This window comes from Leptolyngbya sp. BC1307, from assembly GCF_002286735.1.
In the GTDB taxonomy this organism is placed as follows: Bacteria; Cyanobacteriota; Cyanobacteriia; order Phormidesmidales; family Phormidesmidaceae; genus Phormidesmis.
In genome coordinates this window covers 26,426-49,942 of sequence record NZ_NRTA01000019.1, presented here as the reverse complement: position 1 = coordinate 49,942, position 23,517 = coordinate 26,426, and the positions used below count along the sequence as shown (strand labels likewise).

Annotated in this window: 16 protein-coding genes; 7 read left to right on the top strand and 9 right to left on the bottom strand. The window is 50.9% G+C overall.

The window, feature by feature from the left end; translation table 11 throughout:
- Positions 1-28: 28 nt before the first annotated feature.
- The 5 genes from CKL79_RS12270 to CKL79_RS12250 form a co-directional block, all read right to left on the bottom strand.
- Positions 29-1,390 (bottom strand): SPFH domain-containing protein, encoded by a 1,362-nt coding sequence (locus CKL79_RS12270; RefSeq protein WP_121969877.1) that lies wholly within the window; start codon positions 1,388-1,390, stop codon positions 29-31.
- A gap of 74 nt (positions 1,391-1,464) precedes the next feature.
- Positions 1,465-2,151, bottom strand: coding sequence for a hypothetical protein (locus tag CKL79_RS12265; protein ID WP_121969876.1), 687 nt, complete (start codon positions 2,149-2,151; stop codon positions 1,465-1,467).
- Positions 2,152-2,324: 173 nt separating this feature from the next.
- The gene (gene nrdJ / locus CKL79_RS12260; RefSeq protein ID WP_121969875.1) at positions 2,325-6,842 is read right to left on the bottom strand and encodes a ribonucleoside-triphosphate reductase, adenosylcobalamin-dependent; all 4,518 of its coding nucleotides are present in this window, start codon (positions 6,840-6,842) and stop codon (positions 2,325-2,327) included.
- 138 nt (positions 6,843-6,980) lie between these two features.
- Positions 6,981-8,144, bottom strand: coding sequence for a glycosyltransferase family 4 protein (locus CKL79_RS12255; protein ID WP_121969874.1), 1,164 nt, complete (start codon positions 8,142-8,144; stop codon positions 6,981-6,983).
- Positions 8,141-9,196 carry a glycosyltransferase gene (locus CKL79_RS12250; protein WP_121969873.1) on the bottom strand — a complete coding sequence of 352 codons (1,056 nt, stop codon included), beginning with the start codon at positions 9,194-9,196 and terminating at the stop codon, positions 8,141-8,143. The genes CKL79_RS12255 and CKL79_RS12250 overlap by 4 nt, the downstream gene beginning before the upstream one ends.
- Before the next feature lie 241 nt (positions 9,197-9,437).
- Between CKL79_RS12250 and htpG the strand changes: the two genes are divergently transcribed.
- The 7 genes from htpG to CKL79_RS12215 all read left to right on the top strand — a co-directional run bounded on the left by htpG (position 9,438) and on the right by CKL79_RS12215 (position 20,062).
- Positions 9,438-11,411 carry a molecular chaperone HtpG gene (htpG, locus tag CKL79_RS12245; protein WP_121969872.1) on the top strand — a complete coding sequence of 658 codons (1,974 nt, stop codon included), beginning with the start codon at positions 9,438-9,440 and terminating at the stop codon, positions 11,409-11,411.
- A 79-nt stretch (positions 11,412-11,490) separates the two neighbouring features.
- A complete protein-coding gene (rpmB, locus tag CKL79_RS12240) occupies positions 11,491-11,727 on the top strand; it encodes a 50S ribosomal protein L28 (protein WP_121969871.1) in 237 nt (78 codons plus the stop codon).
- A gap of 494 nt (positions 11,728-12,221) precedes the next feature.
- Positions 12,222-16,955, top strand: a complete 4,734-nt coding sequence (gene hpsA / locus CKL79_RS12235; RefSeq protein WP_121969870.1) for a hormogonium polysaccharide biosynthesis protein HpsA — start codon at positions 12,222-12,224, stop codon at positions 16,953-16,955.
- 64 nt (positions 16,956-17,019) lie between these two features.
- Positions 17,020-17,736, top strand: coding sequence for a type II secretion system protein (locus CKL79_RS12230; RefSeq protein WP_121969869.1), 717 nt, complete (start codon positions 17,020-17,022; stop codon positions 17,734-17,736).
- 94 nt (positions 17,737-17,830) lie between these two features.
- A complete protein-coding gene (locus tag CKL79_RS12225; RefSeq protein WP_170944044.1) occupies positions 17,831-18,883 on the top strand; it encodes a prepilin-type N-terminal cleavage/methylation domain-containing protein in 1,053 nt (350 codons plus the stop codon).
- A 134-nt stretch (positions 18,884-19,017) separates the two neighbouring features.
- Positions 19,018-19,470, top strand: coding sequence for a GspH/FimT family pseudopilin (locus CKL79_RS12220; RefSeq protein ID WP_240518825.1), 453 nt, complete (start codon positions 19,018-19,020; stop codon positions 19,468-19,470).
- A 76-nt stretch (positions 19,471-19,546) separates the two neighbouring features.
- The gene (locus tag CKL79_RS12215; protein WP_121969866.1) at positions 19,547-20,062 is read left to right on the top strand and encodes a type II secretion system protein; all 516 of its coding nucleotides are present in this window, start codon (positions 19,547-19,549) and stop codon (positions 20,060-20,062) included.
- Between the two features lie 131 nt (positions 20,063-20,193).
- Here CKL79_RS12215 and CKL79_RS12210 read toward each other — a convergent pair whose 3' ends face one another.
- The 4 genes from CKL79_RS12210 to CKL79_RS12195 form a co-directional block, all read right to left on the bottom strand.
- Positions 20,194-20,616 (bottom strand): HNH endonuclease, encoded by a 423-nt coding sequence (locus tag CKL79_RS12210; RefSeq protein WP_121969865.1) that lies wholly within the window; start codon positions 20,614-20,616, stop codon positions 20,194-20,196.
- 6 nt (positions 20,617-20,622) lie between these two features.
- Complete coding sequence (locus CKL79_RS12205) at positions 20,623-21,024, bottom strand: hypothetical protein (protein WP_205879068.1); 402 nt, start codon at positions 21,022-21,024, stop codon at positions 20,623-20,625.
- A gap of 213 nt (positions 21,025-21,237) precedes the next feature.
- Positions 21,238-22,143 (bottom strand): peptide chain release factor N(5)-glutamine methyltransferase, encoded by a 906-nt coding sequence (gene prmC, locus CKL79_RS12200; RefSeq protein WP_121969863.1) that lies wholly within the window; start codon positions 22,141-22,143, stop codon positions 21,238-21,240.
- A gap of 15 nt (positions 22,144-22,158) precedes the next feature.
- Entirely contained in the window at positions 22,159-23,451 is a 1,293-nt protein-coding gene (locus CKL79_RS12195) for a homoserine dehydrogenase (RefSeq protein ID WP_121969895.1), read from the bottom strand.
- Positions 23,452-23,517: the final 66 nt, after the last annotated feature.

Here is a 23,517-nt window from a genome sequence, read left to right as displayed (position 1 = left end):
CTATCTGCGTGCAATCAATAGGGGCGCGCTATGACTTAGTGGCAGTTGGCTGGCGATGACTGAGCGTACCGATTACATCAATGCCAAGGGTTTGCTCTACCTGAGCCAAAAACTGCTTGATGACTTCGGGATAAACGTTGGCCAGGCTGGCGATCGCTTTACCGTCGCCGTTATCAATCACGTTGATATTTTCTAGCTTTAAGCGGTGGGGAACGGTCGCTGCTTCTTTGAGGATGGTGTCAATTTGCTGAAGTAAGAAAATCTGGGTAGTGTCGGCTCCCGTTTCCTGCCATACCTGAGCCAGCATTTCATTCACCAAAGCCGCAGCCTTAGCGTTTTCAGCAAATTCAGCGGCGTCTCCTTTAGCCTGTAAAAACTGAGCCTCTTTATGCGCTTCAGCCGGTAAAACCTGATCGGCTTGCAGACGCAGTCGTTCTAGCCTGGCTCGGACTGACTGCAATTGCTGCTCAGCCCTGGCCCGCGCTTCTTTGGCAGCGGCGGCGGTACGCTCTTCTTCAGATTTGGAGCGCTGATCCAGCTCTGCTTTAATTTTGCGCAGCTCGTTTTGCTTGCTTTGAATAATGGTCAGTGCCTGCGACTGAAACATCTCTGCTCGCTTTTGGCAGTCGGCTTCTATGCGCTCAGCTTCACCAAGGGCAACCGCTTCAGCAATTTCGGCATCGCGAATAATCTTGGCAATCTGGCGGCGACCGATGGAGCTAAGGTAGCCCACGTCGTCGGTGACGCTTTGCACTTTGAGCGTGTCCAGGTGCAGTCCCAGTTTGTTCAGGTCGCGGTCTACATCGTCGGCAATGCGCTCGGCAAAGTTGAGCCGATCTTCGTTTACCTGCTGGGGAGTGAGGTTGGCGACCACGCCGCGCAGATTACCTTCTAAGGTTTCGCGCACGACCCGGCGAATTTCGGACTGATTGCGGCCTAAAAATCGCTCAATCGCATTACCGGCAATGTTGGGCTGGCTGGAGACTTTGACGTTGGCGATCGCCTGAATATTCAGCGGCGTCCCCCCTTTTGCGTACGAGTTATTCACCTCTACCGGGATCGGCATGGTAGTCATATCCATCCGCTCCACCCGCTCGATAATTGGCAGCACAAACGCCCTACCGCCGAATATCACCCGGTAGCCTACGGCCTTGCTGCCTGCCTGCTTGTATTTGCGCCCTGAAATAATCAAGATTTCGTTGGGCTTACAAATTTTGAGGGAGGCTTTGAGCAGGGCGATCGCCGCCACTATCCCCACCAGCCCAATCGTAACCGCCCCAGCGCCCAGGATGCCGCTAGTATTCAAAGGCTGCGCGGCCAGTTGCCCAGGCTGGCTAACTTGAGCCAGTAGAACGGGCTGCTCAGCCTCTGAAAAAGTCGATTCACTCACGATAGTTAGCTCCGTAGATTAGGTAATCCGTAGATTGGGTAAATAGAGAAGTCGGCTTTTGCGGTGTCGCTTGTTCAGCCTGCGCTGTTAGAACTATCAGCGGGTTCCAGGTGATTTTCTGCCGAGACAACCCACAGTCGGTTCTGGCTGCGACCAACTACTAAAATCGGCTCCCCTGGCCGAAAGTCTCTCTCTTCATCAGTCTGCGCCACCAGATGCAGCGTGCTCCCGCCCACTTCCAAAATCACTTTGCCTTTGGTTTTAGCATCAAACGGCAGCTCTACCGTGCCAATCAGCCCAGCAAAGTCTTCATTGCGCACCAGGCTATCGACCTTGCGACTTTTCAGACTGCGTAAAGCACTTACCAGCGCCACACCGCACACAAGGCCCATTGCCAGGGCGATCGCAAACACAGCAGTCGGAGACGGCGTCGGGTCTACAGCGCTCAGCAGCAAACCGGTCAGGCCAAAAAAGCAGCCGCCAAACGTCCAAAACTTGAAGCTGATAAAAATAGATAGCCAACCAGGCAAACGCCGCCGTCTGTGGGCAGACCGCATCAGGTCAACGTCAGTGTCTACCTGAAGGTCTGTATCGCTGTCGGCATCGGCATCAAAGTCAGCATCGGCGTCTAGATCAGCATCGGCATCAATATCAAAGTCAGTATCTGCATCAAAGTCATCGAAAAGTTCGCCGCCGCCGACCACCCCGAGGGCGACAAAGGCACCGCCAATGACAAAGCAAAACCAGTAGATCGACTGCACAGGATCTGTCCTTGGAGATGAACAACGGAAGTTTTCAACCAGCCAACTCTATCCTGTCGGTAGATACCTCAAATGTTGGCCTAACTACCTAAATTCTTCACAAAAAAAGGGGAGTACCCTTTTCAGAGCATGCCCCTCATTGTCTATCAAATTAAGCTGTTAGTTGAGCTAGGTTAACTAGGCTTAGCTTCTGGCATCAGGCACTTATCGGAGTCACAGCCTGCGGGGCCGGCTTCCTGAAGCTCGCCCGCATCGTGTTCTTCTAGCGCAGTATGGAAATCTTCGGTGGTTCGGCGCGATCGCACTTCACCCAACATTTCCTCATACCGCTCCTTACTAATCGGCTCGAAGGGCAAACGCGGAAAGGTCTGCACGTCATCAAACCGGGCTAGCAGCGCCGCTGAGATATAGCCTTCGTCATTGGCGATCGCCTCATAAATGCGGTCAGCCAAAGGTTCTACCTCATGCTCTCTCAGCTCTACAGTGGCGGAGGTATTGTGAGCGGTATAGTGCTTTTGCACCTGCATATAAAAGTCGAACTGCGCCAGGGCTGAGAACTTCTCAATCGCGACTTCATCCGCACCGGGCAAATTCGCCCAGTCAACTTCCACCGGCAGCTCTACCAACCACTCAGTACAGCGCGGATCAAACGGATCGTTCAGCAAGTTGCCGTTCTCATCTTTGTCAGACTGAGAGGGAATCACCGAATAGCCATAGGCCAAACAAGCCAGCGCTACTGGATCATCTTTGCGAAAGGTAATCCGGCGGATAAATCGCTGCGCCTTGGGCGGATGCCAGCCTGAGGAAGCACCCGTGAGCAGGCTTTTGGTGCCCGCCGGTTGAACGGTGGTGCAGCGGTTGGGGCGACGGATTTGATGGCGATCGCAATACTCCCAAACCGTCTCATGCACAATTTGCTTCCAGCGACTGAGGTACGCCTGCTCACGGCTCTTAAAGTCTACTCCCTGCATAGTATCGGGCCTGCCGTCTTCCCACCAGTTCAGCCATTCGACTCCAAACGCCTTGACGCAGAAGTCAAAGAAACCCGTAAAGGAAACGCCGACAATCGGATCTTCTTCGCGGGACACCTGGTAGCGCGATTCCTGGAATTGGTGGTTGAGAAGGGCAGCAACGGCGATCGCCCCCGCCTTAAACGCCTCTGCCTGTGCCTGCTCATCTTTCGGATGAAGCTGGTTCAGGTGAATTTCGGCCAAATTACAGTGAAAATCCTGCCCAATAATTTCTCCACAATTATGAGCGACCAGACCATTTGCATCGAAGCACGATGGCCCAGGCACAGTACAGTCGTAGACTTTCTCAACCCCGTCAGCCTCAACAGATTCTACAGTTGCCGTAAAGCGCTCTCTGTTTAATCTGCGCTTGTAACCGCCGAGCAGTTCGTCTAGCTTTGCTGACTTTTGCGGCTCTCGGAAGCCAACGATTTGCTGGAAATGATAGAGGTTATCCTTGCTAATCACTAGTTCGTGCTGAGCTTTGCACAGGTACTCAGCAGGTTGTCGCTGAGTATCCGGCAGCATCCGATATCCTTCAGGTCGTCGCTCCTGATAAATTTTAGAAATGATTCCCAATCGGGCCAGCATTCTCTGAACAGCCTGCAAGTTAGGCAAATTGCTCTGTGCCAGCCGAACGCTAATGCCTTTAAGCTGCGTTCCCTGTACGCTGCCATCTGCATCAAACAATCCTTTTAGAAAACCGCAGTAGAAGTCGTAGCTGCCCTGTTCGACTGCTTGACCAATATTCTTACTGCCCTGAGTGATCTCGAAGGTAGCGGCTAACTTTGCTAAGCCCGTAGAGTTGATGACGCGATGCTTGAGCTGCTTGTGATAGTGAACTTCTGATGTTCTCCGGGCGTAACCAACTGCCGTCTCCAAAAGCTGAACAGCATATCGACTCATCTCATCTGAAGAATCTTCCCAGTAGCGCAGCAGCCCAACGTCATTCCACTGAGTCTTTGTCAAGCTACCATCTCCCACCAGGCTACCCAGCAACCAGCCTTCATCATGGCTACCAGCGCCCTCCCAAGCCTGAAGCTCGCGATGGTCGTGCAGCACTATATAATCGCCTGAGCAAAGTTCGCCCGCATTCACCCACTCGGTGTACTGCTTCTTCTGAGTCTGCGCGGTTACTTTCAAAACGCGATGGTTCTCAGTCAGCCGCAGCTCAAACCCTTCTTGCGTCACCAGCTTCACAACCGGCTTTTCGCCTGAAAAGAAGAACCCCTCTACTGTCGTGCTAAATAGCTCTCCGTTTATATAAGTTCCATGCTGCTGACCGATCAGATCTTTTACCTGCCTGGGGCCATCACCGGTATGTACCCACGTATCAGCAGTCACACAAGGATTCAGACCGTATCGTCCTTTACCCTGCGCCCTACGCTCAGCTTCACCCGCCCACTGAATAGCCCCTTCGCCTGACTGAAACTGCTTTTGTACAGCCGTCAAGACTTCTGCTTTCGAGGGCTTTTCATGAAATACCCGAGTATGGTTCGCCATTCGCAGCGCATCGCGAGTAGGGTCAATTCGCCAGTTGCCGCTTTCATCCTGCTGCCAGAGGTTTTCTTTTGCGCCAGTGGCGACATCATCGTTGCTGTCGAACTGCCTCATCCCCGCGCTGTTGTGAGTTAGGTAGCCATCGCAATAAAAGCAGTGGGCTTCTTCAACTTCTATATCGTAAGTTTGCACATGATCATAGCTACCCAATCCTTTTGCTGTGATAGGTACGTCTAAATCCAGGTCAGCTTCGGCAATATAGCGCTCGTAGTTGGAATCAACACTATGGCTACCTTGAAAACCCATCTCCCGCATTTCGCTGTAAGAATAGGCTGCGCGCATCATTGCACCACTCAACGTAAAGCCATACATCTTGAGCCCGATACGGATCTGCCCTTTCGCAGAATGCGGCGCAATCAGCGCACTATATTGCTGCTTTAGAGCAGGCAGCATGAGATTGTACTTGGGTTGCCAGCGTACATTGTCAGGGACGATAGTCGAAATGCGTCCAGCAATGCCCAGGCTAGAGAGAACGGCTGCAACCTGACGAACGAAATTACGATAAACGCTGGTCAACAAGTGCGGTGGACGATTGTTAGCTGCGCCATCGCCATCCATCAGACCAGCTAGGTAAGCCGCCCTGACATCTACAGAACCCTGCAAGATGAAACTGGGTACTTCAAGCGGCTGCTGAGCTTGTTTAATATGGGCATGAAAATATTCAGCTAGTCGAATGCTAGAGCAGACTGACTTAGCCGTATTTTCTCCTTTAACGCTGCCATGTGTAGCACTAAGTCCAAACTCAGACAGTGCATCATCTATCTTGGAGCGCAACTGAGGCAGTAAGCTTGCGCCTTGATCGCGCTCATTCATAGCCCATTCCACCCGACCATACGGCTTGTCGTGCTTGTTACGACCTAGTGCGACATAACCATCTCCGTGGGTGAATCCAATCAGCCAGGCTACGGTCGGCGTTAGCTCAGGAATACGAATATCCTTAGCCGTTCGACTTGGTTCTGGTCGCTCAGATGTTGTGTCAGCGGGTAGGTGAGTGACCGTCCCAGTCAGAATCTGATGGCTGTGCATCAGGCGATCGCCCTCAGCTAGCTCAGATAACAGCTTCCATTCAATCTGGCCGCTAGCATTTGCGAACACTGCAATCCGATGATTCAGTGTTGCCCGAGGATGAGGGCCGTTGGTCTCTATCTCATAAACGTCCTGCTGGCCCTGGTCGAATTTGTTAGTCACCCGGCGGTAGCCAAGCGGTGTTTGGACGCGATCGCCAATCTGGACATCTTTGATCGGAACCAACCCTTTTTCTGTATGCACGAGTGCATCTTCCGGGAGGCAGCGCCGAATGTTACCGGCGACCACGCAGGCTGCAGCTTCATCGATTAGCAGACAGCATTCAATCGAGTTGAGCTGACGACCGATAGCCGCATTCAAAATTTTGACGCAGTGCTCGTACAGCTCAGGTAGCTTTACCGGATTGGCCATACCGCCAAATCCCTTAAGCCGCTCCCCTGCCGGACGGATATCGCTCAGGTCAACAATCGCTTCCACTTCGCCATCAAAGCGCTCATCGGTCGAAAGCTCTAGCAGGGTTTGGTAAGACTTCACCCAGCCCTGACGGCTGTCGCCTGCGATGATTTCGACGCGGTTATTGGCCTCGTCTACCTTAATTTCTGCCTCTTCCCGGCGCTGAGCGGCAGGGGTCTGGCCGACGCCACCGCGCATGGTTACAGTAATTTTGTTGCGTATTTTGGGGAGTTGGTTGATGTATTTGGGCTCCAGTACCGCGCCCGTACCGCAGCCCATCATTGCCAAGTCCATCATCAGGCCAAAGGCGCGCCAATCGACGACGTTGGTGCTGGTGCAGTTGTAAGCACCTGAAAAATTTTTGGGATTTTTGCTCCAGTCGGTGCCGCCTACCCACAGCCAGCGGCCAGAGGGCATGGCTTTTAAAGTCTGCTGCATTTTCGCCACCAGGTCGCGCTCTTCATCGGTGAGCTGACCGAGTTCGACTAAGCCTTTGAGGGTGCGATCGCACACTTCCTGCCAGGTCTCTCGCCTGCCTTCTTCCGACCGACGGCTATAGGTACGGTAAAACACCGGATAGGCCGCAGGCGCTGCTTCCGGGAAAGGACTCTTAGACCGGGTACGATCAAGCTCTTGAACCATGGTAATTGCCGGAGAATTCAGCTAGGTATAGCTATTTATTAAAAATAGAGAATAGCACCTTCTAGCGTTTTGAGAAAGCCTCAGACGCTATATGTGGATAAAGTATCTATTTATCGCTGCTCAAATCTCAGCCGACCCTCATTCAGCGAGCAGGTTTCGAAAGGCAACTCTCGCCTGATCTCCGATGGCTGACCAGCTCATGTATTTCTGGTAATGCTCCAAGGTGCTGTAAGCCAGAGATTGGTAGCGCTTTATATCTGCCATGTACCCCGCGACAAACCGGCAGTATTCACTAGGGTCGCTCTCTAGAGCAAATGTTTTACCAGTAACGTCGGCTTTGACAACACTGGTAATCCCACCGACCTCGGTCGCTAAAGCAGGCACCCCGAACGAGGCGGCCTCGCTAATGACCACGCCGAAAGTATCTGCCTTTGTTGGGAATATCAAAAAATGCGCTGACTGAAACAGTGCAGCTATCTCTGCCTGGCCTGCGGGTGTCGTTCGGTCAATAAAGCCGTGAACCTTAACGAAGCTCTGAGAATCAACGGGTGGCACACAGCCAACCACATGCAGCTCAGTTTCTATGCCCTGACGGTTAAGTTCTGCTGCCACCCTAAGCGCCACATCCCCTCCCTTTCGCTGCCACTCTACCCCAACAAACAGCAGCTTGCAGGGACGGCTGGCCCGCTGCTCAATAGCCGCTCCAATTGTCTCGGAAGGCAGATTGCGAGCTTGATTAGACCCCCGAGGAATAATCTCAATCTTAGAGAGCGGAGTCCCGTAGAGGTCATGCGCCCTTCGCGCCGCCCATTGCGACGTTAAGACTATCAAGCTACATCGCTCTAACACCCTTTGCTCTAGCTTGAGCAAATTGTGGCGAGTCTCCCAGCAAAGATTGCTTAGATAAGGATAGAAATCAATCAAGCTGCCCAAAGTTGCATCAGTCCATAGCACCATCGGGCGATCCGGTCGAACCATCGCTAGGGGAATCGCATTCTCCTGACACAGCAAGATGTCTGCATCAGAGTGAGATAGCCTATCCTCAATCTGGTGGGCATAGTGCCTCGAAACCGCCGGGTCTGCCCAGCTATAAAAATCCTGATGAAAATTTCGGTAAGTCAGCCATTTGAGCCGGGTGAGCGGGCTGCGTTTGCGACTCAGCGCCCCTAGATATTCGATAGCAGTCTCTTCGTTCTGAAGCGTTCGAGTAATCTGAGCGCTCGCCCCATACAAGCCCAGGTGTCGCTTAGGCCAGCTAGCCGGGTTCGTGAGGTCGAAGGTGGTGACGCAAGCAATTTTCATGTGCTTTTAGACGGTGAAGTCTGGAGAGCCTGATAGGCAACGAGGGTTTGCTGAGCGATCGCTTCCCAATTCAGCGACTCCAGTGGCGCAATACCCAGTGGAAAAAGTTCGTCAATTGCCTCTTGAAGCACCGCTGGCGTTAGCGCGCCTGAGTAGGTTTTGATCCAGTCTGAACCGATCTGAGCCTGCCAGTCTGAGACGGCACCGAGGTCAGGTGCGAGCACTGGTCGATTAAAGGAAAGCGCCAGCAGCAGGCTACCTGAGTTGAGAATCTCTTTGAATGGCAGCACCACTAGGTCAGCGGCTTTAAAAAATATCTGTAGCTCTTCGTCTCTGACAAACCGCAGATGCAGTTGAATATTTGGAGCGCTATCAGCCGCTGAGCGCACAGCCTGGGCTATCTGCTCACTATCGGGCTGACCCGCGATCAGCAGCGTGACATTGCTTTTCACCTCGTTTGACAGCTGGCAGAAGACTTTGGCTAAGTGAGGAACGTTCTTATACGGGCTGATGTAGCCCAGGTAGAGTAGAACGGTAGTGTCTGGCGCTAGATTTAGCCGTGATCGCGCGTCTTCATCCGTCAGGTCGTCAGGATAGCAGCCGCGATAGTGCCCATGAGGAATGACAAAGCCCGGCTTCTCGACTAGACCAGGTAGGGATCGCCTCACAGCCGTCTGGCCAGCTGCGCACAGGTTGATATAGCCGTCAGTATTCGCAATCAGCCGCCGTTGAAACCAGTCTGCCAGCGACTGATGCAGTACAACGTGAGGATTTTGATCGTGAATCGTCCAGATCACTTGAGTACCGCGCCATTTGCTCAGCTTTAGCAGCAGCCAAAACAGCAAAACTCGCAGCCGGGCCACCCAGATATTAGGATGGCGCACCAGCGTTTCTACTGGCCAGTGCAGGTGAAAAATATCGAACTGTCCCAGCAGCAGTTGCTTTGATGAAAATTCTGTCACCGTTACCGCTGGCGGCATGTGCGAATACAGCAGCCAGCCGTAGGGATTTTTATAGCGAGTTTTAAAGGCTGGCCAGGCAAGCACCTTCATATTAAGTAGCTTTGATAGAGTCGTTTCCTTAATCTACCCAAACTCACTGGCCTAGATCCATTCACAAGCCCATTCACGAGGGCTCCGCTGGCCCAATTCTCCCGTCGCCAAACTAGTTAAAATAGCAGCAGGTAGGGAAACCCGCACTCTTAAGCGACAGCCATTGCCCTTGTCATTTCACTCATTTTTTAGACAATAAGGAGTAGAAGTTTTACGCATCACAAAGAGGCAGAGTCTTATCATGACGACGGTTTTGGAACAGGGAAACATCAGTATCCATACCGAAAATATCTTTCCCATCATCAAAAAGTGGCTGTACTCCGACCATGAGATCTTCATTCGTGAGCTGATCTCTAACGGCGTTGACGCACTTAATAAGCTGGGAATGCTCTCTCGCTCCGGTGAATATCAAGGTGAAGTCGATCCAGAAATCAGCATTGCCCTAGATAAAGAGGCAAAGACGCTCAGCATTACTGATAACGGCATCGGCATGACAGCAGATGAAATTAAGCAGTACATCAATCAGGTAGCTTTCTCCAGCGCTGAAGAATTCATCAGCAAGTATAAAGAAAATACCGATCAGCAGATCATCGGTCACTTTGGTCTGGGCTTTTACTCTTCGTTCATGGTGGCCGACCGGGTAGATATTGATACCCTTTCCTGGCAGGAAGGGGCGCAGGCGGTTCATTGGTCTTGCGATGGCAGCACTTCTTTTGAGCTGAGTGAGAGCGATCGCACCCAGCGCGGGACCACCATTACGCTGTACCTCAATGACGACGAAGCCGAATATGCAGAAGAGCCTCGGATCAAGCAGCTAGTAAAAACCTACTGCGACTTCATGCCAGTGCCGATCAAACTCGGCGATGAAGTCATTAATAAGCAGGAGGCGCTCTGGAAAAAATCACCCGGCGACCTCACCGACGAAGACTATCTCAATCTTTACCGCTACCTCTACCCCTTTGAAGAAGAGCCTCTACTGTGGGTTCACCTTAATACCGACTATCCCTTTGTCGTTAACGGCATTCTCTACTTCCCTAAGCTCAAGCCGGATGTTGAGCTAAACAAAGGCCAGATCAAGCTTTTCTGCAATCAGGTCTTTGTCAGCGATAATTGCGAAGAAATTATTCCCAAGTTCCTGACGCCGCTGCGCGGGGTGATTGACAGTACCGATATTCCGCTGAACGTGTCACGTAGCTTTTTGCAGGCTGACCGGACGGTAAGGCGGATTGCTGACTATGTGGCAAAAAAGGTGGGCGATCGCCTCAAAGAACTCTACCGCGACGACATCTCTGAATACGTCCGGATTTGGCAAGATCTCGGCACCTTCGCCAAATTTGGCTCCCTCAACGATGAAAAGTTCAAAAAGCAAGTTCAAGACTACGTTGTCTTCCGTTCTACAGCCGATTTAGCCGAACCAGACAAACCCAAAGTTGAAGTCGAAGGAGCCGAAGGCGACGATGCTTGGTCAGAAGTCAGCGAAAAACAAGCAGTCGATGCCAAAGGTAATTTTTACACCACCATTAAAGAATATCTAGAGCGCAATCAGGCCAAGCACGAAAACCGCATCTACTACGCCACCGATGAAGTAGCTCAAGCCACCTACATTAGCCTGCTCAAGAATCAGGGGCTCGAAGTGCTATTTATGGATTCATTCATTGATACTCACTTCGTCTCTTTTCTAGAGCAAGAATACTCAGACGTAAAATTCTCAAGAGTCGATGCCGATCTCGACAACACCCTGATCGACAGCGAGCAGGAAAACGAAATCGTCGATGCCACCACCAATAAAACGCGCAGTGAGCAAATCAAAGAGGTCTTTGAAAAAGCGCTCAACCGACCCAGCATCAAAATTCGTACTGAAGCCCTCAAGTCAGCCGATAATTCAGCCCCACCGGCAATGGTGCTAGTGCCCGAAGAGCTGCGACGAATGCAGGAAATGAGCGCCTTTTTGCAGCAGCAAGGCGTAGAATTTCCTGATTCACACACGCTGCTAGTCAATACCTCTCACCCCCTGATTAAAAATGTCGCCAAGCTTGGTCAGGGCGCAGTCATTCAAGCGGATGGTGGCCAGTCGCCTTCTGCTCAGCTAGCCACGATGATCTGTGAGCAGGTGTACGATCTTGCCCTGATGGCTCAAAAAGGCTTCGACGCTGACGGTATGAAAGCCTTCACCGAGCGCTCGACGAACTTGCTGACTCAGTTGACTGAACGATAGAGTTGAGCGATAAAAAATCTGCTTTTTGTCCTTATGACCATAGCTGTCTATAATAGATAACTCCGTTAGCGTAAAACCCATGTCCAAAATCTGCGACCTCACCGGCAAAAAGGCCAACAACGCCTTTGCCGTTTCCCACTCTCATCGCCGTACCAAGCGACTTCAAGAAGCCAACCTGCAAGACAAACGCATCTGGTGGCCCCAAGGCAAGCGTTTCGTTAAGCTACGTGTATCAACAAAGGCTCTCAAAACTCTAGAGAAAAAAGGTGTCGAAGCGATGGCTCGTGCAGCAGGCATTGACCTCAACAAATATTAAGCTCAGTTTTCAAAGACCCATTTTCAGCCTGATGCCCAAGACATAGTTTCTGAGAGATAGCCCTCTATTTCAGCAAGCCCTTTGTAATTTTACAGAGGGTTTTTTGCTGTCCATTTTCAGTAAATTTACGCTGCATACTGGGTAGTATCAGCGACTCAAACCGGCATCCGACAGATAGCAACAGAGTAAACCACGTAATCTCTGCTCTTCTCCCCGATTCCTTTAGCTAAAGTTTGTTTTTCTCTCCGAAAATATCCTTAGTCTGTAGTTACGGCTGCACTTAAATATCGCCTGTTCTCCTTTGTATGAGATGGGTATACCCACTGGTTAACTCCTTGAGATGAGCGGGTAATCTTGACTGGTAATAAAGCAAAAACTATCCGGAAGCAATCTCGTTTCAGTCGAAATGAGCAGACCCTGAAAACTGATGTCTGCCCAACTCATCGAACAGCTTCCGATAGTTTGCATCTCCACTTAGGATTAGGAAGCTAGCTATGTCAGCCGACAAGCCGACTCGCGGTAGTAAGTCTCAATCACGCTCAGATTTTCGGCGACTCCAGCGTCGCTTTATGAGCGGTCTTTTGAGAAGCCTATTTTTTATTAATAGCTCTACTCGCCATAGTCGAGCAGGTTTTGTGCTGCCAACTACGGTACTGCTGCTACTGGTGATGACGCTGACGGTAGGGGCGCTAAGCTTCCGGTCGTTTAGCCGCACGCAGTCTGTCTCTATGGCTCGCGAACAGCAGGTGATTGACAACATCGCAGCGCCTGCGGTTGACCGGGCCAAGGCTAAGCTGGAGTATCTCTTCACGCGGGACACTCGCTTACCCGGAACAGGAACGCCGCCAAGCGACGTACTAGCCACTCTCATGCTTAATGTGGATAGTACGGGTGCAGGTGGCTTGGGCATCACTAAATTGAGCCGTGACCCCTATACCCTGCCGGATGAAAAGCGCCTTAATATCAATGGCACCTTAAACGGTGGCGCAGTAGACAACGCTTGGTCTTTTGGTTTTGACCTCAATGGAGATGGAACCATACAGCAAGGAGAGACAATAGCTTACTCAGTATTGATGGATGATGCTGTAGACACTGCTGGCACACCCAACAACAGGGCTGACGATATCAAGATAGAAGATACCGGAGCAGCTGCAAATAGGGTCAAGGCTAATAATCTGGTAACGCGCAACGGACCGGTCGATACAGCTGCCTCTCTAGCGAACTGTGGCGGCTCACGCGAGCCTCAACAAGGCTGGTTTGCGGTTAACACGGCTACTTTAGAAAAAAACTTTCAGATCACAGTATTTGTTAGTAACAATAAGAATATGGGGCGTGCCAACAGCGCTCTAGAGTTTCAGCAGGTTCGCCGCGCGCTCCAGGGGAACCGCTGGGGAGCCTGGTTTAAATACGATATGGAGATCCATCCGGGCCCTGATTTCAACTGGAATGGAGCTATTCATACCGATGGCAACATGCTGGTTACGAACAATCTCCAGGCCCATATGATCAGCTCGCATAACTCTTGTCTCTATGGACAGCAGGGCTCTGCCATTACTATGGCTCAGAATGATTACGACGGCGATGGCGTCATTAATATCAACAATAGAGACTTTCAGGGACAGCTGATTGCGGGTGCTCCTAGCTATGGCAACCTGAACAGTCGGGGCACGCCACGTTTACATATCTTCACGAACTTAGCGACTAAGCCTAAAATTGATGACGGTGACACAAAGCTGACATCAGGCAATGACTCTGTGCAGGGTAATGACTACAATGATTTGCTGTCGATCGCGCTAGATCCGGTAGAGCTATTTACAAAAAATGTTTCGAGACATCGGGGAACCGGCTGGCAGCGGGCAACGAACTGGACGAACAATGCTTATGCGAAAGGTGGGCGGGTCATCAACCAGACCTTAGCAGCACCGTATCTAGACGACTTTTACCGAGCTGACAATCGCTATGGCCCCAGACCTAGCTACGACAAAACTAACTGGGTAACCAAGACTGATGATGGCACAGTCAACACGACTCGCAGCAGCCCTAGCTACGATAAACAGACTGGCGATGAGATTTTGCCAACCGATGAGAGTGGCGACAACCTCATCAACGTGGCTGCCGGCTTGGATGGGTATTGGGAGCGGCAGGCTATCGGCAGAGGGATGCGCGTTGTCGTTGGTCAGCGTTTGGAGTTAGGCAACCCCCTCGGTTGGAACTTCAATGCCGGTGGCGGCCCCAAAGATCCGCTATACCCGCCTGATCTTATCAACATGGCAAACAAGCAAAGGCAGCGAGTCACACTGCGAGATAATTTAGCCGCTGTGCAGGGTATGGTGGTGTATCAATACGAAAGAAACAACGGCAGCTTTCCCTTAGCTTGTATTGCTAATACAGCTCACCCCGGCACAATAGAAACCTTGAGAGCCAGTCGTACTTTTACCAATAACGCTAGGACGGGGACGCTGAGGGCAAGCTTTTTAACAGGGGAAGGCACCAATGGCTGGGAGTTTTCTTTTCCTTCAACCTTCGATACCGAGGCAAAGTTTGGCACTGAGCTAGCGAATACTAAGCCACTGGGTATTGCTTTGCGGAACCTGGCCTACTTTGCAGGTGATCCCAGGGGTGGAACTCCATCGTTTGTACCTGTCCAAGATGCTTTTGTCCATCCCTTTCCCCAACAGGCAATGTGGGGTGACTACTCTGCCTTGAGGCGAATTTTCACAGATGAGCTAGACAACAATATAAATTGGCGGTCTTCTTCGAATCCACCATCGCTGACAACCATGTCTGGTCGCTACGATGCCCTGAGCCCCGCAGATAAATCATCCTTACACTCAGCTGCTTGTACTTTAGGCATGTTGGCCTATAACCTTTCTTCTCAGCAGGCCGAAGACAAGGCTCTTCTGTTGAATGCTATTCCTAACTGGGGAACCGCAAATACCATAGGAGGCTTATTAATGAATGCTATTGGTGTCACTGGTAGTGGTCCGGAAGGCAGCGCTGCAACTGGTTGTACCACCGCTGCAACAGGGCTTCCTTATGACTATGACTGCACTGGCATACAAATCGATAAAGAGGCAGCAATTGCCGCTACTGGGATTTCGCCAACTCGACAAACTGCTGTAAAGCTGGTTGGAAGCCTTGAGCAGATTAATCGTGATCGCCTCTACGGATTTAGAGCGCCCAGTGATACCACCTTCATCAACTACATCGGGAAAAGGGGTAGTAAAGAGTACCTGTTTCGCTTCCCCGCTGAGTGTAACCCTGACGACCCTAACAGCGTTTTCGCTAAGCTATTTGAGGGTAGTGGCAATGGAATAACAGATAGCAAAGCTGCATTCGCTTTGATGTGCGCTCCAACAGTGCCTAAGTATCCATCGCTGTACTATCTTTTCCCCAAAGCGAATCATGGTCAAGTAGGTACCGGTCCGTATGCTCAACCCCCGGATGAAGAATATATAAACCAGCTATATCTGACTGACGCAGATGGTGTAAACCTCAGTGTTGCGTATAGAGTTGTCGGGGATGACGGTTCGACTCCAAATGTTGAAGACTTAACCGATACAGGCATCAGTGCTATCTCGTTCGTACCTCGTTTACAAAACCAGAACCTGACTAACTGGGCGTTGCCAAGGAGCCCTCGTGCTGATGGCACTTTAGATCCTGAATCTATGACCATCAGGTACCAGATACTAGGGTCACCCAATTATCGCTTAGCAAATCTCTCGCTGCTTGAGAAAGTAACGTATAACGGTCGTGAAGAGATGGCTGTACGAGTGCTCGATGTAGATTTAGGACGGCTGACTAAAACCCGAACCGGTGGTTCTAGCGGCGACTACTGGATTTCGGATGGCCAAGATACCACCAGCGGTATCTTCTATGCAGCTCGCGAGGATGCTTTACGAGAAGATGCTATTGTCCGACCTGCTTCTGTTATTGCTGGGTCTGCAACTACCTGGAGCAACTGCGACACATTGACTAAGCTGCTCGGCAGCAATAGCAATGAGACAGCTAGACGCTGCTGGATGCGTCCGACCCGTCCCGTTGCCAGTGGTGTGCCAACAGACCCGCCTCTAAGCCATCGAGAGGACGGCAGCTTGACCGGTATCAGTGTAAAGCCTGTTGACTTTGCGCCAGATCCAGACCGGCGTCCTCATGGTTTTCGACTTAATGCCAACCTCAATGGTAACAACGGTGATTTGAGTAACGCTAACGGACGCACTTGGGGACTCACTTTTGTCACCGACAATGCCGCATACATCAAAGGCCAGTTCAATCCACACACTTCCAACGGGACAAACACTTTAGAGGAATTTAAAGAAACTCTATTCGACGGCGCTGTAGGCTTCGGAGCCCCCTTTTATGACAATCGCACAAACTTGAACACCGACATATTTGCGACAAAGACGGGTGATCGCTGGCGGGTCGCTGAAGTTTTGGCAGATGCGGTCTATATCGTATCAAACAACTTTGTTGATGGAGCTGTTCAGGAGGGATTTATTAGAAATCGCAATCAGGTTTCTACAGATTTCAAAAACATAGCCAACAGCAACTCCAAAACCTCGTTTCACAACCAGCAAAGACCCTTAGACAATAACCACAACGCTTGGGGCGGTGCTACCAGTTGGCTAAGAGTAGATGGGAGCTACAGCAATACCGCAGTCCCTATATGGGTAGGCAACAATGGAGAATCAAAGCTAAGTGACGGTACAGAATTTAACAACGCTACAGATGGCAACAGATTCGAGCTGCCTGACGAACGCCATCAAGACGATTTAATTGTTCCTCCTGCGACAGAACGGATAAATGCGACTATTATTGCCGGACTGATCCCCTCTCGAAATCAACAGAGCTATGGGGGCCTACACAACTTCCCCAGATTTTTAGAGGACTGGAATAATAGAAACTTGTTTATACAAGGTGCTTTCTTGCAGCTTAACTTCAGTACGGCTGGGACAGGACCCTGGGATCTAGATGCCTGGCAACCTGGTGAGACTCCTATCAGCGCCGAGCGCATCAACTACTACAGACCACCAAACCGACGCTGGGGATACGATGTCGGGCTGCAGTACACACCTGCTGGGCCGATCGCACAGCGCTTTGTGCAGGTCGATAGGCCGCGTAGCGAACACTACAGAGAGCTATCGATTGAAGACCCCTATGTGGCTAACTTGCGCTGCTCGAAGCTAGCCAGCGGGACTCCGCAATTTCCTGGTGAGAGCTGTCCTTAAACAGCATTCAAGGATTGCACCCATTAGCAGACAAAAAAGTGCGGATGACATTGGGATTGGGAAGATGATGATATTTTCAAAAAATAAACCGAATAATCCGCACTCTTCTGAGGCAGGATTAACGCTGATTGAGTGTCTGGTGGCGATCGCTGTCATTGCGATCACAACGGCTTCAATCGGGCCGATGATGGTATTTTCGGTAGCGACGAGAGTACAAAATCAAAAAGTAGAGCAGGCTTTGCAGCTAGCGCAAGCCGAAATTGACAAAGTGCGGCTGACGGTCGAACAGGGAGGTGACTATGGTCAGCGACTGCGCAATCTCTCACTTTACGCTGCTAACCCGGCTATCTCTGTTGCCGCCAACGTGCCCGTACCCATCGAATTCTTAGCGAGTACAGCCAGCGTAGCGACTGACTCATCAGTGGCGATTAGACAAGCCAGGATGGTAGACATCGATGGCGATGGCGCTCCTGACTTTGCCATTCAACTGTTTAGAACTACAGGAAGAGAGGTAGCGCCTATAACTGGCAGTGTTAGTACGCCTGTCGTTTTCCAGATAGGTGTGAGGGTTTACGATGCTCGCGCTGCTGGGAGACAGGTGACAACACCAGGATTAGAACGCGAAGAAGCCGGGCTCGCGTTTACCAGCGGCGAAGGTGAGCGGGGCAGGCGTCCTTTAGCTGTTTTATATAGCCAGATTGCTCAGGGCGATCGCAATGGGGCTCTCTGTGAGTATTTTCGGTTTGCCGGCTCTGCCCCAACCGGCCTGGTGTGCAATTGATTTAGGCTGCTCTACCAAAGCAGTTAAGTGTAGCTGGCATGACGCATGGCTAGCTTGTTTATCTTCTACTAACATTCAGTTTCCTCTTAAAGCTATGTCGTCTCTAACTTTTCTCTACCGGTGGCTGTTTGTTGCTAAAGCGCGTCAGCATTCAAAGGGTTTCACGCTTTTAGAGCTGTTGATATCTTTGGTGGTTGCCAGCATTGTCGTTTCTACGCTGCTGTACATGGTTGTAGAGCTAGCAAAAATAGACAAAAGAGAAGCCATCCTCGACCAAATACAGCGCGATATGAAACGCGCCATGGAGTACATTACTGACGATTTACAAGAGGCGGTTTATGTTTACCCAAATCCAGAGCGGATAGCTACTGAGCTAGCCTCAGATCCTAGTTTCCCAGGTCGCTCTGGAGAGGTGCCAATACTGGCCTTCTGGCGAATTGATCCGATTGAAGATGGTTTCCCTTCCTGCGGAGACATTCCTAATCCTACAACTGAGCGCCAAGGGCAGTGCAATGCACTGAAAATTCGGCAGGCTTCTTACACGCTAGTTGTTTACTCCCAAAAAGTAAATAATGCGAATAGAAACTGGCCTGGTCAATCTCGAATTGTTCGTTATGAGCTTTCTCAGTACAAAAACGTGTCCACGCTAGAAGCCAGACGAGGCTACCGAGACCCTACTAACTCAACCGATCCACTGGCACCCTTTGAGCGGTGGCAGGTCAATACCAATGGCGCACCAGAGGGGTTTTCGGCTGTGCTGGTTGACTATGTGCAGACGCCAGATTCGCCGATTGCTTTTAGCCGCGCCCCTCTATCTGACGCAGATGGCGCTGGCGTATCTGCACCTTGTTTTCGATATGGGACAGGCGGCGTTCCCGCGCGCCCACTTTATACCGTGTTGCCCTCTACTGCCACCACTACGAAAAACAACAGTTTCTTTGCCTGCGTACGCAATCCTGACCCAGACAACGATCCGAACACAACAACTCGGACTAACCAAGACATCTATGTTTTTCTCAGAGGCAGCGTACAAGGTACATCGGGCGGGGTGAATTTCTTCAGCCAGGCAAGCTCCCTACCTATCTTAGAGACGCGGGTACTGGTTAAGGGCGTCATTAACAAAGATTTAGCTGATGATGGTTCTTAGCGATGGTATTTGCGCTCTCAGAGATGTTTTGGAAGTTAGAAGTGTAGAAAATTATGCTTAGGCAAAATTATAGGTCTCACGCAGACGCCGGTTTTACTCTAATTGAGTTGCTGGTAGTGATCGTTATGATAGGCGTGGTTGCCGCTATTGCCGCTCCTAGCTGGGCAAGTTTCTTAAACCGACAGCGGATGAATACGGTACGCAATGACTTAATAGGCGTTTTAAGGAATGCGCAAGATGATGCAGAGGCTCGGCAGCAAAGCCGGCGAGTGTCACTATCTTCGACCAATCTCTCGGTAACCGTACAAAACGGATCTGCGAGTACTCCAGGTGGAATCACCACGTCACTAGGAAGTGGCAATACCGGCAAGCTGAGGATGACAGCAGCATCAACCTCTCTAGTGTTCGACCCTAGTGGTCGCGTTAATGTTACGCCTCCCTTTACCATCAAAATTACCCATGCTGACAACCCTAGCTCATCAGCGCAGAGCTGTGTGATTGTGACCACTTTGCTGGGCGGGCTGAAACCAGCTAACAATGAGATGTGCAATACCTTCAACCCGAATTTCCGCGATTTAACCGAATAGATAGAATTTGGTGAAAGCTCATAGCTGGAAAAGTGTGAGCTAATTTCGATGATCTTCAGGATTTTTAGAAAGGACCATGATCGCGACTCAGAAAGGATTTACGTTGCTAGAGACGCTCGTCGTCATGATTGGAGTCGGGATTGTCGCGGCGATCGCTGCCCCCTCATGGCTCAGCTTTGTAGAAGGCAATAGATTGACAGTCGCTAGAGATGAGCTGTTTCTGGGCATTCGCGACGCACAGACAAAGGCGCACTATCAAAAGACTAATTGGCAGTTTAGCCTGAGAGAACGCGATGGCTCACTAGAGTGGGCCTCTCATCCCAAGTCTGTATCCCCCTTCGCAGCGCGATGGGAGACGCTAGAGTCACGCACCCTGCAGATAGATGGGGAGACTACTTTCGCTACGTCGGGAAGTGTGTACTATGTTCAGTTCGATATGAATGGTAACGTAACACGTCGAATAGGGCGCGTAACGCTCTCTAGCAGGCGCATACCTAGGCTAAAACGCTGCGTAATTGTCTCTACGATGATTGGCGCGACCCGTAAGTCTAAGGAGCAGGCAACGCCCCGAGACGGCAAGATGTGTTACTGAGCTTCTCTATTTGTCGTTAGTGCCGCTGATACCATCAAAAAGAAGGAAGAGACCGCCGAGGAAGATGGCGATCGCGGGGATGCCGAGGCTGTAGTTGTAGAGGATGCTGTACTTTCCATGCAGAACGAGTATTAAACTGGTGGGTGCCAACCGCTAGATACCCAACGTCTCCTTGCCACGACGATTGATGCATGATTCATACGCAGCACTACCACGGTAACTCGGCCTGTAGCCGTGATACCTTCTACTTTTGTGCCGTCTTCACTCCAAGAGAAGTGGTTCGCCCATACGTGCAAGCGAGGATTAAACAGAGCAACTTTTTTTCCTGTTAATGAATCTATTCCATCTGTAGAAGCAGACTTAAATTCATTGCAAGAACGACAAGCAAGACAAACGTTTTCAAATATCGTGCCGCCGCCTTTTGATCGGGGCAATATGTGCTCGAAAGATAACGGAATACCACTGTTGGCTTCCTGTGTTTGGCAGTAGCCGCATTGACCACAATCAGCCTGTTCTATCTGCTCGCGCAAGCGGGTTGGAATGTATGAAGACATGTTGGGTTAGGCAACAGACACCCGATTTCCTCGCCATTGTAAAATAGAAGCTGCATGAGCCTTTCGTAGCATAAACCGCTCAGACTCTTTGCGAAGATTAAGAAGTTCTACTTGCTCAGATTCATCTAAGACGTGTTCTTGATTTTTGTCTAACAGTTCATCGTAACGAATCATGTCTGCGCGGGATTTTCGAGCGCGAGCAATCTGCCATAGAGCCTCATCCTCCAAACGGTCTAAGGCCGCTAGGTCTGATTGATATTCTTCGGGAACATCAGTCCAGTCAGGTGGACTGCCAACGGTTAGAGCGTGTAAAATCACGGCTTCTAAGGGTCGGTGAGTGGCTTGGGCCGTATTGATTAATCTTTGATGCAATCGTTCAGGTAGTTTGAGGGTAACCGTTTCGAACATAATTTTTTAAGCAGTTCAATTATTATGCATTATGTCATTAGGGCAGTTCCCTTACATCTGTGCTCTGCTACGTGCTTAGTCATTTGAGCCGTTAATGCCGTCGAAGAGGAGGAAGAGACCGCCGAGGAAGATGGCGATCGCCAGCACCCCCAAAATCCAATCGTACGAAGCTGTGCTTTCCATAAGTCTCAGTAGAGGCGGGCCATACAGCGATTATAAAGCTTTGCGAGCAGAGACGAACCTTTGGATGCCTGCCAGGTCTGGGTGGATAGAAATATGGGCGTAGCTACCTTGATCTTCCAGCAAACTAGCGACGGTCTGAGCCTGCCCATCCATCAGCTCTGTCAGATAAATGCCGCCCGGCTGTAAATAGATAGCACTCTCGATAATCAGCGTCTTAAGACTGACTAACCCATCGGAACCACCATCCAATGCCAGATGCGGTTCGTGATCGGCAACTTCGGGCTGGAGAGTGGAAATGGTTTGGCTGGGAATGTAAGGTGGATTAGAGACAATGCCCGCTAGCTGACCTTTAAGCGGTGTCAGCGGAGAAAGCCAGCTACCCAGGTAGAAAGTAATCCGGTGATCAAGATGGTGTCGCCGGGCGTTTTTTTGAGCGATCGCCAGAGCAGCTTCACTGATGTCAGTGGCATAGACAGTAGCATTCGGAAAACTATCTGCTAAGCCCAGTGCGATCGCCCCGCTACCCGTCCCCAAATCAGCCCATTTCCCTGTTGCTAGCTGTTTCGCAATTGGGCTTTTTTCAGATAGGGCACAAGCAATGTCGATGATAAGCTCCGTCTCAGGCCGAGGAATGAGAACATCAGGCGAGACCGTAAGTGAGAAATTTCGCCACGGCGTCTCGCCAGTAAGATATTGCACAGGTGTGCGTTTCTCTATGCGCTGCTGCCATTTGCTGGTGCAGTCAGCCAGAGAGATTGCCAGCGGCAAATTACCCTGATCGCGGTAGCTACCCAACTGAAGGGAAAGGCTGCTGAGATCGCTCAAGCCTCTTAGAAACCAATCGACTTCGCCCGGGTCAATTTTGTGTGAATGGGCTGCGGCGATCGCCCACTGCCGCCACTGATAGAGATCCTGTCCAGATACTGTATGGAACATCGATTGCGCAAGTCTCTACAAAACGTGAAGCAAGCTAGGAACATCAGTGACTTCTGGGAACTGACGAATTTCGGCAAGGGCTTTTTGAAAAGCACCTTCTTGCACGGCATGAGTGACCACGACCAGCTCTACTTCATTGTTTTGGACGCTAATTTGCACAATCGATTCTAAGCTGACATCGTGATTGCCAAAGCAGGTGCCCAGCTTGCCGATCACACCGGAAGTATCTTTGACCAGGAGGCGGACATACAGACGAGTGACGACTTCAGCATTCGGCATGACGCTGATAGTGTGATCGTGATTGCAGGCCAGCAGCGGGTTGGGATTTTGCCCGGTAGAAAGACTAGCGGCAATGCTCAGCAAATCTGAAACGACGGCGCTAGCAGTCGGCCCCTCTCCCGCACCCGGCCCGTAAAACATCACCTGACCAATCGGATCGCCTTCGACTAGAACGGCATTATTAACCCCGTTGACGCTAGCGAGCGGATGCCCAGTCGGCACTAAGGTCGGGTGAACGCGCACCTGAATATTGTCGGCGCTATTGTCAGCGGTAGGCAGTTTGGCGATCGCCAGCAGCTTAATCACAAACCCTAGCTTCTCAGCGTAGGAAATATCAGCCGCGCTGACGTTACGAATGCCCTCACAGTAAACCGCCTCACGATCAATCCGGCCACCAAAGGCAAGCGCGGCGAGAATGGCAATTTTGTCGGCAGCATCGAGACCATCGACATCAGCAGTCGGATCGGCCTCGGCATAACCAAGCTGCTGAGCATCAGTGAGAATATTCTCAAAATCGCCCCCCTCATCTTGCATACGGGTGAGGATGTAATTAGTCGTGCCATTGACAATGCCCATCACAGCCTGAATGCGGTTAACGCTCAATGCCTGCTTCAGCGGCGCAATCACCGGAATGCCGCCCCCCACGGCGGCTTCAATCATCACATAGACGCCCGCTGCCGTGGCCGCCTCGTAGATTTCTTCACCATAGCGGGAAATAACGGCCTTATTAGCTGTGACCACATGCTTGCCTTGGTCAATCGCCTGCAAGATCAGCGTACGCGCTGGTTCTAGACCACCCATTACTTCGACGACGATGTCAATATTGGGATCGGTAACAATGGTATTAAGGTCGATAGTAAAGAGAGCATCAGGCAGATCAATGGCGCGGGGTTTGGGATGTGATCGCACGCCCACCTTACCCAGCTCAAGCGAACTCAGTAAAGGATGGCGACCTTTAGCATCGAGTAAAATTTTGGCGACGCCTGTACCGACCGTACCTAATCCCAGGAGCCCCACTTTTAAAGCCAATGTCTCTAAACCTTTCGCAAATAACTTTTCAATTGTAAAGGAGGGGCGCTCCGTAGAATGCCCCTC

Bases quoted from the DNA above. Each gene is read 5' to 3' on its own strand.
- CKL79_RS12250 (WP_121969873.1), bottom strand. From the start codon at position 9,196: ATGAAGGTGCTTGCCTGGCCAGCCTTTAAAACTCGCTATAAAAATCCC.
- CKL79_RS12255 (WP_121969874.1), bottom strand. From the start codon at position 8,144: ATGAAAATTGCTTGCGTCACCACCTTCGACCTCACGAACCCGGCTAGC.
- hpsA (WP_121969870.1), top strand. From the start codon at position 12,222: ATGTCAGCCGACAAGCCGACTCGCGGTAGTAAGTCTCAATCACGCTCA.
- nrdJ (WP_121969875.1), bottom strand. From the start codon at position 6,842: ATGGTTCAAGAGCTTGATCGTACCCGGTCTAAGAGTCCTTTCCCGGAA.
- htpG (WP_121969872.1), top strand. From the start codon at position 9,438: ATGACGACGGTTTTGGAACAGGGAAACATCAGTATCCATACCGAAAAT.
- CKL79_RS12230 (WP_121969869.1), top strand. From the start codon at position 17,020: ATGATGATATTTTCAAAAAATAAACCGAATAATCCGCACTCTTCTGAG.
- prmC (WP_121969863.1), bottom strand. From the start codon at position 22,143: ATGTTCCATACAGTATCTGGACAGGATCTCTATCAGTGGCGGCAGTGG.
- CKL79_RS12205 (WP_205879068.1), bottom strand. From the start codon at position 21,024: ATGTTCGAAACGGTTACCCTCAAACTACCTGAACGATTGCATCAAAGA.
- CKL79_RS12210 (WP_121969865.1), bottom strand. From the start codon at position 20,616: ATGTCTTCATACATTCCAACCCGCTTGCGCGAGCAGATAGAACAGGCT.
- rpmB (WP_121969871.1), top strand. From the start codon at position 11,491: ATGTCCAAAATCTGCGACCTCACCGGCAAAAAGGCCAACAACGCCTTT.
- CKL79_RS12225 (WP_170944044.1), top strand. From the start codon at position 17,831: ATGTCGTCTCTAACTTTTCTCTACCGGTGGCTGTTTGTTGCTAAAGCG.
- CKL79_RS12215 (WP_121969866.1), top strand. From the start codon at position 19,547: ATGATCGCGACTCAGAAAGGATTTACGTTGCTAGAGACGCTCGTCGTC.